Below are 10,643 nucleotides of genomic sequence, written 5' to 3' on the forward strand. Positions count from 1 at the left end.
TTACCGAGGCCGGAGACGATCCGGACCGGGCAACCCTGATCCGGCTCGCGATGACCACCGGTGCACGTCGCGGTGAGCCCCGGGAGGGCGCAGCTCACTCTGTGGTCGAGGTCGTTCTCCGCGACGGACCAGCTCGCTGGTTACGGGCTGGACTCAGCTGCGCAGCTCGGGGATATCGGTGTCGCGGTACTCGCCCTCCGGTCGTACCTCGCCGTTGGAGTACTGCTCGTCCTCACGGTCACGCAGCTGGACCCGCCGGATCTTTCCGGAGATCGTCTTGGGCAGTTCGGCGAACTCGAGCCGCCGTATCCGCTTGTAGGGGGCGAGATTCTCTCGTGCGAACCGCAGGATGGTCAGTGCGGTGTCACGGTCGGGCTGATGCCCCCCGGCCAGCAATACGTAGGCCTTGGGAACCGCCCCCCGCACCGGATCGGGGGAAGGCACCACCGCGGCCTCGGCCACGGCTTCGTGTCCGATGAGCACGCTTTCCAGTTCGAACGGCGAGATCCGGTAATCCGAGGCCTTGAACACGTCGTCCGAGCGCCCGACGTAGGTGATGTAGCCCTCCTCATCGCGGGCCCCGACATCACCGGTGTGGTAGTAGCCACCGGCCATCACCTCGGCATTGCGCTCCTCGTCGTCGCGGTAGCCGGCCATCAGGCCAAGGGGCCGTTCCGCGAGGTCCAGGCAGATTTCGCCCTCATCGGAAGGTTCGCCGGTCACAGGATCGATCAGCTCGACGGTGTAGCCGGGCACCGCGCGGCCCATCGAGCCCAGCTTGATCGGCTGGCCCGGCGTGTTGGCCACCTGCACCGTAGTTTCCGTCTGACCGAACCCGTCTCGAATCCGCAGCCCCCATGCCTTTTCCACCTGCTCGATGACCTCTGGGTTGAGCGGCTCACCGGCGCCGACCGCCTCGCGTAACGGAATCAACACCCTACCCAGGTCGGCCTGAATGAGCATCCGCCACACCGTCGGCGGAGCGCACAGGGTGTCCACCCCGCAGCGCACCAACGTATCCAACAGCCCGTCCGGATCGAAACGGTTGTAGTTGTAGATGAATATCGTCGCCTCGGCGTTCCACGGCGCGAAGACGTTGCTCCACGCGTGCTTGGCCCAGCCCGGCGAGGAGATGTTCAGATGGACGTCCCCGGGCCGTAGTCCGATCCAGTACATCGTGGACAGGTGACCGACCGGATACGAGGCGTGCGTGTGCTCGACCAGTTTGGGTAACGATGTCGTCCCCGAGGTGAAATACAGCAGCAGCGTGTCCGATGCCCGAGTCGGCCCGTCCGGCTCGAATTCCGGCGACGCCTCGTAGGCCTGCGCATAGTCGCGCCAACCGTCGACGGGTGTGCCGACACTGATCCGGGTGTAGTCGCCGGGAACATCGTCGAACTGGCCGGTGATGTCCGACCGGACAACGACGTGACGCACCTGGCCGCGCTCAACCCGGTCACGCAGATCCGCCGCCGCCAACAGCGTGCTGGCCGGGATGATCACCGCGCCGAGCTTCATCGCGGCCAAGATCGTCTCCCACAGCTCGAGCTGGTTGGCCAGCATGAGGATCAGGCGATCACCTCGACCCACTCCCTGGTCACGCAGCCAGTTCGCCACCCGGTTGGACCGCTGCGAGAGCTCTGCGTAGGTCCAGCGGCCCTCGTCGCCCTCCTGCTCGACGATCCACAGCGCCGGCCGGTCCGCGGTATCCGGGTCCGCTGCGACGGCGTCGAAATGATCCAGCGCCCAGTTGAACTCGCCCAGCCGCGGCCAGCGGAACTCGCGACAGGCGGTGTCGTAGTCCTCCCGGTGTGTCAGCAGCAGATCGCGTGCTGCCCGGAACTCGGCAATGCTCAACGAGAACTCCTAGACTGGTTCAGGGCTTCGGAGGAAACCGGGTGACGATAGACGGAGGGCCGGAATTCAGCCGTCGCAACGCCTCGTTCCATGCTCTGTCCGTTCCGGCCGAACGGTGGCCCGGCATTGCTGCCGTCAAGAATACGTTCCGCGCCATCCAGCGCTACCACCGAAAGTGGGTAACGTGGATGGCGGGAGAATCGCTGCAGCCGGGATTCTCCGGGACCCGAGATTCCGGCTCCGGGCTTCCCGATCATCAAGCGATGTTCGGTACCCGGGTCCGATGGCTATTCCACGTCCTGGTCCGCCACGACGAACAGTCCTTTGTGTGGCTTGGCGTTGCCGAACGGACCGTGCGGCCAGGCATCCCGGTTGAAGTCCCAACCCGGCGAGTTCGTGGCCTCGTCGCGGAAGTTGTCGTCGACGGACAGCTCGCCGTTCTCGCCGACATCGGTCACCCAGAGCTTGTGGTCAGTGCGGTGCCCGGCCCTGGCGACAAAGTAGTCCGTCCCCGCCAGCCGGTCCGGCTGGTCGGTTTCCCGGTACTTCCCGTCCGGGCCCAGCTCGAAGTTGTCGACGGTGCCGAAGTGCGGCCCCTTTCCCGGCTGGTCCCGGTTGATCCCGGCGGCCCCGGCCAGCGTCGGGCAGTCGGCGGACTTCGGCTTGCCCTTGGGTTTGGAGTGCAGGTCGCACCTCGGGTTCTCCGCATTTACCAGCTTCGAGATGTCCAGTGAGATCATGCCACCGGGCGCGCCCGGGTCGTCGCTACCCAGCGCGCCCTTCTCGCGGCCCATGATCGTGTGGTACAGGAACTGATCATTGGCGCTCGTCTGGATCCAGCCGCCGTTGGTATCCGCGGCCTCGCTGCCGCTGCTCGGGTGGAACGCCTTGAGCGCGTCGCCGTCGTCCCATACCTTCCGCCACTGCAGTTTCTGCGCGGTGATGTCAGGCGCGTAGTAGATCGCCCCGCCCTGCATGGTCTGCGCGAACGCGCCCTTGTGCTCCGGCTGCTGGGTGACGGTGACCTCCATGAGCCCGCTGCTGTCGCGGTGCCGGGGGTCCTCCGGGTCCTCCTGCGGATCATCGGGAAGACGCTGGACGGACGTGACCTTCGGGTGGTTACGATCGGAGATGTCCCAGATCCGCACCGTCGACCGGAACAGGTACGGCGAGGGCGGGTCGATCGGATCGAGGATGAGAGTCCTCGGTTCCACGAAGTCACCGGTGACCATCGTGTCCAGGTCCTCACGCACCTGGATGCCGTGCGGGTTCGCGCAGGTCGCCTTGTCCACCTGCGGGATATTCTTGCATTGTTCCGGGTCCCCGCCCTGCGAGGTCGCCGCCGGGGACTCCGAAAGCACATTGCCGTTCTCGTCGAAGCGCACGACCTCGCCGGGGCTGCCGGCATAACCGTTCCCGGTGCGTACCGAACCGTCGGAGTAGCGGTGCGGGCCGGGCAGCACCGGGCCGCCCATATAGGTGGCGTACGCGGTGCCGTCCTCGAGCACCGAGTACGCATCCGGAACAGACCCGCCAGGCGTGTCGACAGGCGTGCTCACGCCCTTGAGCTTGATCTCCGGCAGGTCGGACACGTCGAAGGCGTAGGTCATCGAGTTGAACAGTCCGCCTGCGAAGACGGTGTCGCCCTTACTCCACGTGTACTGCATGTGATGTGGTTCGTTCGACACGAGCGGGCCGACCGTGGCCGTGTTGACGAGCTTGCCGTAGGACGGCGAGCCCTCGGTCACGTCGATGACCGCGAGGAAGTCCGGTCCGACCGAGGCGTTCTTGACCTTGTTCACCGGATCCAGCAGCGAATCGGGCAGCGTCTCGGCGTCGTGCACGGCGGTGTCGGCGGCGTTCTCGTCGCCGGCCCACACCAACAGATACTCCTGCGGTTTGCCGTCCGTGCCCTGCTGGGCGTACTCGCTTACCACGTGGTTGGTGACAGTGAAGGCTTGGTCGGTAAGCTGGCCGTTACCCTGCACACGGCTCGTCGAAACCAAAACCTCCCCGTACGCATCGGTGTCCTTGACAAGGACCTCTCCGTCCGCCGGGGTGGGGACGACGGGCACGTTCGCGTCCGCGTCGGGGTGGGTCACCAGCAGGCTCGCGCTCGCGAGCAGGGCGGCGGCGAGCATCACCGCCGGTGTCAGGCGTCGCCTGGTGGCCGGCATGACCGAATTCCCTCCGTGTCTCGACATCGATCGGTGCGTGCGGTCACGAGGGCAACACTCGCGACCGCACGTGGGACGCACCCCGGCCGCGTCTCGCTGCGACCGCACAGTCGCAGCGAGACGCGGCCGTAGGTTCGACAACCGGTACTAGCCCCCCTTCTTCGTCCCCTTCATCCGCTCGGCGCCGTCCTTGATGGCTTGGCGGATACGGTAGTACGTACCGCAACGGCAGACGTTGCGCATGTTGGTGTCGATGTCCGCGTCGGTGACGTCGCGGCCCTCCGCGTGAAGCTTCTTCACCAGGTCGACAGCGGCCATGATCTGGCCGGGCTGGCAGTAGCCGCACTGGGCGACGTCGTGCTCGAGCCAGGCCTCCTGCATCGGGTGCAGGTCGCTGCCGACGGTGTCGGGGAGGCCCTCGATCGTCGTGATCTCGTCGTCGGGCCCGATCTTGGACACGGGCACGGAGCAGGGGTTGAACGCCCGGCCGTTGTAGTGGCTGGTGCAGGCCTTGCAGACGTTGATGCCGCAGCCGTACTTCGGACCGGTGACACCGAGCACGTCACGGAGCACCCACAGCATCCGCACGTCGTCCTCGATGTCGACCGTCACCTGACGGCCGTTGACGGTGAAACTGTGCTCAGGCACTGGATCTCCTTGCTTCGAATCGGGTCAGGGGTTCAGCGATGTTTCTTCGGAGGCCTTGGCCGGGGCGGGGTAGTGCTCCAGGCCGTTGGTGGGCGACTGCGGGATCGGCGGGTCGTGGGGCTTCACCTCGAACGGGATGCCCGCGTTGTGGCTGATCGGGAGGTAGTGCGGGTAGCTGCCCCTTGCCGCACCGATGGCGCACGCCACCGCTGCGCACGTGGGCGCGACGCCGACCTCGCCGAAGCCGCCGACCTCGGCCTCCGAATCTTCCGGAAGCAGGATCACCTTCACGTCCGTCGGGACGTTCCACTGGCGGGTGTAGCGGAAGTCGTCGTAGCTGCCCTCCAGGAAGGCCCCGTCCTTCAGGTGCAGGCTGTTGGTCTGCGCCAGGGAGATGCCGTCCATGATTCCGCCCTGCAGCTGCGCCTCCGCGCCCAGCGGGTTCACCAGGTGCCTGGCGACCGTGCTCACGAAGACCACACGCAAAACCCGCGGTCCGGTGGTCCCACCCGGGATCTTCCGGTTGACCGTCTCCGGCCGGCAGTCGACCTCGACCAAGCACGCCGCGTGCTGCTTGTACTCTTCGTGCACTCCGATGCCCTGCGCAACGCCGTCCGGCAGCGACCGGCCCCAGTTGCCGGCTTCGGCGACCTTCTCGATCACCTCGCGGAACTTGTCGTCCTTGGCGAACTCTCGCCGGAACTCGTAGCGGTCCCGGCCCATCTCATTGGCCAGTTCGTCAACGAACAGCTCCTGAGCGGCGACCACGTTGGGGTTGTACACCTGGCGCATGGCGGTGGTGTTGAAGGTGGTGAGGTTGTGCTCCGTCCCTGGGGATTCCGTCGGCTGCCTGACCTCCATGAGCAGCTGCTTGGTGGGGCCCATGCTGTACGGCCAGACCGCGGTCAACTCGAAGATCGCTTGCGAGACGGCCAGGCCTGAGCCTGGATTGGTAGCCAGGGGTGTGTCAGGGTTCACCGATGTATAGTACTGGGCCATCAGATCACCGAACCCGTGCCCGAAGTCGGTGAACACGCTGGTGTAGCGATTCTCGAGGGAGTGCACCACTTCGCCGTCGTGGAAGGCGCGGATCTTCGACACTTGCATCGGGCGCCCGCGTCCCTGCCGGTACTCATCGGCACGGTGCCACATCAGCCGCACCGGCTTGCCCATCTTCTGGGACGCCTCGGCCGCGTCGAGTGGGCCATCATTGAAGAGCCTGCGGCCGAAGGAGCCGCCCGAGCCGATCACGTTGAACGTCACCGCGGTGACCGGCAACCCCAACAGGGACGCGATTTCGCCCTGAGCCGTGATCGGAAGTTTCGCGGCCGCCCAGATCTCCGCGCTCCCTTCCTTGACGTCGGCGATCGCCGTGGCGGGTTCCAAGGGGGCGTTGTTGGTGAAGGCGAAGGTGTACTCCCTCTCGAAGGCCTTTGTCCCCGGTGTGCCGGGGATGACCCACGGTGGGTGAGCGTCCTTCAGCTCCTTCTCGATCGAGGTGTCGGAGGTGCCTTCCACCGGCCCGCCGTTCCAGCTCACGTCCAATGCGTGGATCGCGTCGACGCACTGACCGAACGTCCTGGCGCGCACGGCCACCCCGGTGGTAATCGTCGCCACGTCGGTCACGCCGGGCATGTTCTGGACCTCGTCAGCGTTGTTGACCGACTTGACGGTGCCGTTGATCGTCGGCGGCCGGCACACCATGGTGGGCAAGGCGTCCGGCATGTCCATGTCCGTGGCGAACTCCTTTTGGCCCGTGACGATGTCCATCGCATCGACGCGCCGTTGCGGCTTGCCGATGACCTTGAAATCCGACTCCGGCTTGAGTTCGGCCGATACCTTCTCGTTCTCCGTGACGGCGGCCGCCTCCGCCAGCTCCCCGAAGGACAGGGCCTGCCCGCTCGGGCGGAGGATCCTCCCGGCGTGGGCGGTCAGCTCCGACTTCGCGAGGTCCCACTTGGCTGCCGCCGCATCCAGGAGTCGGCCCTTGGCGATCGCGGCGGCCACCCGCACGGGGGTGAACTGCGAGCCGATGGCGGTCGATCCGCCGGTGAGCTGGTTCCACACCAGCTCGGGACGGGCGGGGGCATGCGTGACGTTGACCTTCTCGATCGGGATGTCCATCTCCTCGGCGATGAGCATCGCGATCGCGGTCTGGACGCCCTGGCCGACCTCGGTGCGGACCATCTCGTGCGAGACGGTGCCGTCCGAGTGGACCTGGACCGTGATCAGGTCGGACGTGGGCTTCGCCGCGTCGTATATCGCGTCGCTGAGGTCGTAGTTGTCGGCGACCTGCGGGTTCGACGGCACCGGCTGCGCCGCGCCCGCCGTCTGTGAGCCGAGCAGGGACTCGCCGAGCTGGGCGGCCGCCACCACCGTGGGTGCGGCCAGCAGGTAACCGAGGAACCGGCGCCGGCCGGTGAGGTGCTCGCCAACGGATGCGACGAGGCCCCCAGCAAATCCCTCGGAACCGGCAGACGTGGAATCAGTGTCCCCTGCGCCGGGCTTGCTCGGACGGTTGCCGTCACGGGCGTGACGTGCGTGCGCGGTGTGTTTGGCCATGAATGAAGACCTCCCTGATAGGCCTTGGAAATCCAGCGGATGAACTGTTCCTCCGCGAGGTGATGACGGCGGCTGGTCGGACGCTCACGGCGTGTCACCTGTCGAGGTCGGGGTCGGGGTCGAGGTCGGGGAGCCTGGACAGCGACCAGCCGTAGAGTCGATCCATACCTGCGTTCCTGGTCATACCTCGTTGCGTTGTGAGCTGCTCAACAGCCGACAAGCTGCCAGGTCGCGCACGTGTCCACTACCCCTGAAATGGGGTGACGTCGAACAATCACCCGTTCGTGTCTTGTGTCCCGTCAAGGAGGATTCAGTCGGATTTCCGGTGGCCCGGGCGGTGATTCGCGGCGCCGTATTCAGTCGCCACAGCCCCGCTGTGGCTCCTTCCCCCGCCTTGCCGCACATCCACCTGGACCACTGGTAAACACCCCAACCCTCCTCGCCGGGGCCCTTGAACCGCCTCGGAGTGTGCGGAAGCTTTCTTGGTTTGAGGATCCGACGGTGGTCTTCCCTTGCTGGACCGGACACTCGAGTCGCTTGGAGAGTCTCCGTGTGACCGAAGGGCAACAACGAAGTAACCGGAAGTTCTCGGCCGAGCTCAAGCGGGATGGCGTGGAGTTGGTGCTGGCCGGCGGCAAGTTGGTGTGCGAATCGGCCCGTGACCTGGGTATCTGTGACTCCAGGTTGGGGGTTGGATCAGGCAAGCGCGCACCGCTCGCGGCCCGCAGGAGGGGCTGAGTACCGACGAGCGCACGCGGCTGCGGGAGCTGGTGCTGGCTGGCGCCACGCTGCGCATGGAGCGTGACCTGCGGGGCGGGCTCATGAGCCTTGTGGGTGAGGGCCTCGGCCGAGTGCCCCGCGACCGCTGCGGTGACTCCGGCACGGCCGACGGCGTCGCGGTAGCGGCACCCTGCCGCGCCGCCGGGGTGTCGATCTCGGCCTACGAGCAGTGGCGACGGAATCAGGACGCCGAGCCGAGCGCGGCGCAGCAGGCCGGCGAGGAGTTGCTCTCCGAGATCGGCAGGGTGCACGCCTCCTGCGGCGGTACCTACGGCTGCCCACGCGTGCATACCCAGCTGCGCCAGGACGGCTGGATGGTCAACCACACGCGGGTCGAGCGATACATGCCGATCGACGACATTGTCGGTGTATCCGCCCGTTAGGAACCTTCATGATCAACGCAGGGGCCACGCCCGCCCCACATCACGCTCGACGTGTCGCCCACCATCACAGCACGTCACACACGACCGCTCCGGCAAAACCGGCGTCACCAGTCAAGACGCCCCGAAAAGGCAAGATCACATCCGCCCTGCGGCTACTGCAGAAACTCGCCCGAGTCGTCGGAGCTTTCTTCGACAACCCCACCTGCACTACATCACCCGCTGAACCACGAGTGTCTAGCCGGTTCCGATCTATTCGATACTAGTCATTTCTGCCGAACCTCCGCCGGTGGGGCGTCCGGATTGTCCGGGCGGTACTCGTCGGCGTATTCCACGTCGGCTTTCTTAATCTGCTCGCCGAGCCAGTCGCGCCATGTCTCCAACTTGCGTTTTCTGTTCAGGTCCTTTTCGAGCTGATCCTTAACCTCGTCGAAGGAGAGTTGCTCGCTGGATTTGACCTCGACGACGTGTCCGATATTCCAGCCGTGTTGGGTCTTGACCGGGCCGAAGTACGAGCCTTTCTCGACCTGGAAGGCTGCTTCGGCGAATTTTTCCTGTAGTTGTTCGGCGGTGACTGTGCCTAGGTCACCGCCGTTGTCCTTGGTGCTTTGGTCCAGGGAGCGTTGGGCGGCCAGTGTGGCGAAGTCGGCGCCTGCCTGCGCCTCGGACAGAACATCCTGTGCTTCTTGTTTGGAGTCGACGACGATGTTGCGTAGATGTCGCTGTTCAGGAGAGACCATCTCGCTCTTGCGTTCCTGGTAGGACGTCCGCACCTCCTCGTCGGTAACCGGCTTGACGTCGGCGGTGACCTGCTCGAACAGTTGACTGGTGGCGAGCTGTCGTTTGAGTTCGTCGAGGACGTCTGCCTCGGCGATTCCTTGGTTTTCAAGAAACTTGGTCAAGGAATCGCGATCTCCGGACGGTTGCTCATTCAGCATCTTGTCGAGTGTATCTCGCGCCTTCTTGTCCGCGATGACGATGTCTCGGCGCTGGGCGGCGACATCAAGTATGTGACTCACCGCCACCGATTTCGCAGAGTCTTTTTTGAACTGCTGTCGTTTCGACTGCTCGTCTGGTTTCTTCACGCCGTAGAGCTTTTCCAACGTCTCGACCCGTTTCCGGAACTCGTCCTCGGTAACGACGGTGTCTCCGACGCGGAGCACGGCGTTGTCGGGGAGATCGGTCGCCCACGCGACTGCGACCTGGGTCGCGGCGCCGGCCAGTATCAGCACACTCAGCGCGAGGCTGAGTAGTCGCCCGCGTGCCGTGTTCGGCACCAGCGCCGAGCGGCGCTGGAGGTTACGCACTCCCCGGCCCAGCGTTGCTCGTATGCGTGCCAGCTTCATCCTGTCATCTCCCACCTGTTAATGGCGTACTCGAGAGATCGACCGTGGCGCAGCAATCGATCCGTTAGCGGCCTGACGGTGGCGTACCCATCATATTGGCGGGGAATCGACTCCACGAGGTCGAATCAAGTCAGTGTGCAACTCGTGGACGGCTCGGCGGCGATGCGTTGACCTCCGACAATACTCGGCACGTGGCGGAGGCGCGCGGCAAGCGCAAACCGAAGACCACCACGAGTAACTGCCCGAGCCGGGAGCGTCACGGGACGACACACGTCGCTGACAGTTCCGATGCCGCCGCCCCCGTCAGGCCGTTGCGGCTCCCTGGCGGTCCGTTCGTGCTGCCCTGGTCTACTTAGGTCACCCGCCCGCACTCGGCACGCCGAACACCGACCGAGTGCGGGCCATGGCGTGTCTTTTAATTTATTGTATCATAAACACAGGTATCACTCATGGGTAGCAGCGCCACCGACCAGGACGGTTGGTCGTCGGCGTAGCGTACGTGCTCGGCCCGGGCGATCACGTACTGCGTACCGGTGGAGCCGGGCAACTCGACGGTGGCGGCTCGGCAGCCGCCCGAGTTCACGCCCGACGTGGACTCGGGGCACGGGTTGGCTCCGGGGGTTGACACCGGTCACAGTGATCTTCGGGTTACCAACGTGCACGAGGTTGACAATCGCGGGTGACGATGCAGCCGCGCCCACAAGAATCGGTGAAGGGAGCACCTTCCGGTATGACGTTTGCGCGACCGAAGGGTGGAGTGGCGGTGGGTCGCGTATTGCGTCCGCTGGGGCGGTGGGCGCGCCGTGTTCGTCTGCCGCGGGTGCGGGTCGGTGTGCTGTGGGGGTGGCTGCGCCGGGTGCGGGTCTCGGGTCGGGGTCTGGCCGCTGTGGCGG

The 10,643-nt window shown here is 65.6% G+C and carries 7 protein-coding genes; 2 read left to right on the forward strand and 5 right to left on the reverse strand.

Translation table 11 applies throughout. The annotated features are described in order from the left end of the window. Window positions 1-153: 153 nt before the first annotated feature. The 4 genes from CHB84_RS02755 to CHB84_RS02770 all read right to left on the reverse strand — a co-directional run bounded on the left by CHB84_RS02755 (window position 154) and on the right by CHB84_RS02770 (window position 7,244). A complete protein-coding gene (locus CHB84_RS02755) occupies window positions 154-1,857 on the reverse strand; it encodes an AMP-binding protein (RefSeq protein ID WP_089299856.1) in 1,704 nt (567 codons plus the stop codon). A gap of 287 nt (window positions 1,858-2,144) precedes the next feature. Then, on the reverse strand, window positions 2,145-4,034 hold the full coding sequence (locus tag CHB84_RS02760; protein WP_245818513.1) for a selenium-binding family protein: 1,890 nt from the start codon (window positions 4,032-4,034) through the stop codon (window positions 2,145-2,147). Between the two features lie 147 nt (window positions 4,035-4,181). Continuing rightward, window positions 4,182-4,682 carry a (2Fe-2S)-binding protein gene (locus tag CHB84_RS02765; protein WP_089299857.1) on the reverse strand — a complete coding sequence of 167 codons (501 nt, stop codon included), beginning with the start codon at window positions 4,680-4,682 and terminating at the stop codon, window positions 4,182-4,184. A 24-nt stretch (window positions 4,683-4,706) separates the two neighbouring features. After that, window positions 4,707-7,244 (reverse strand): molybdopterin cofactor-binding domain-containing protein, encoded by a 2,538-nt coding sequence (locus tag CHB84_RS02770; protein ID WP_089299858.1) that lies wholly within the window; start codon window positions 7,242-7,244, stop codon window positions 4,707-4,709. Between the two features lie 552 nt (window positions 7,245-7,796). On the opposite strand from CHB84_RS02770, the gene CHB84_RS22245 reads away from it, so the two are divergent. Together CHB84_RS22245 and CHB84_RS02775 are read left to right on the forward strand one after the other, a co-directional pair. Continuing rightward, window positions 7,797-7,982 carry a hypothetical protein gene (locus CHB84_RS22245; RefSeq protein WP_141134555.1) on the forward strand — a complete coding sequence of 62 codons (186 nt, stop codon included), beginning with the start codon at window positions 7,797-7,799 and terminating at the stop codon, window positions 7,980-7,982. 32 nt (window positions 7,983-8,014) lie between these two features. Continuing rightward, window positions 8,015-8,407, forward strand: coding sequence for an IS3 family transposase (locus CHB84_RS02775; protein ID WP_089299859.1), 393 nt, complete (start codon window positions 8,015-8,017; stop codon window positions 8,405-8,407). Between the two features lie 263 nt (window positions 8,408-8,670). On the opposite strand, the gene CHB84_RS02780 is transcribed toward CHB84_RS02775, so the two are convergent. Continuing rightward, on the reverse strand, window positions 8,671-9,750 hold the full coding sequence (locus tag CHB84_RS02780) for a peptidyl-prolyl cis-trans isomerase (protein ID WP_089299860.1): 1,080 nt from the start codon (window positions 9,748-9,750) through the stop codon (window positions 8,671-8,673). Window positions 9,751-10,643 lie beyond the last annotated feature (893 nt).

Source organism: Haloechinothrix alba (assembly GCF_900188115.1).
GTDB classification, from domain to species: Bacteria; Actinomycetota; Actinomycetes; order Mycobacteriales; family Pseudonocardiaceae; genus Haloechinothrix; species Haloechinothrix alba.

What these genes read in the sequence shown, in the direction of transcription:
- CHB84_RS02770 (WP_089299858.1), bottom strand. Translation starts at nt 7,244, where the DNA reads ATGGCCAAACACACCGCGCACGCACGTCACGCCCGTGACGGCAACCGT.
- CHB84_RS02760 (WP_245818513.1), bottom strand. Translation starts at nt 4,034, where the DNA reads ATGCCGGCCACCAGGCGACGCCTGACACCGGCGGTGATGCTCGCCGCC.
- CHB84_RS02780 (WP_089299860.1), bottom strand. Translation starts at nt 9,750, where the DNA reads ATGAAGCTGGCACGCATACGAGCAACGCTGGGCCGGGGAGTGCGTAAC.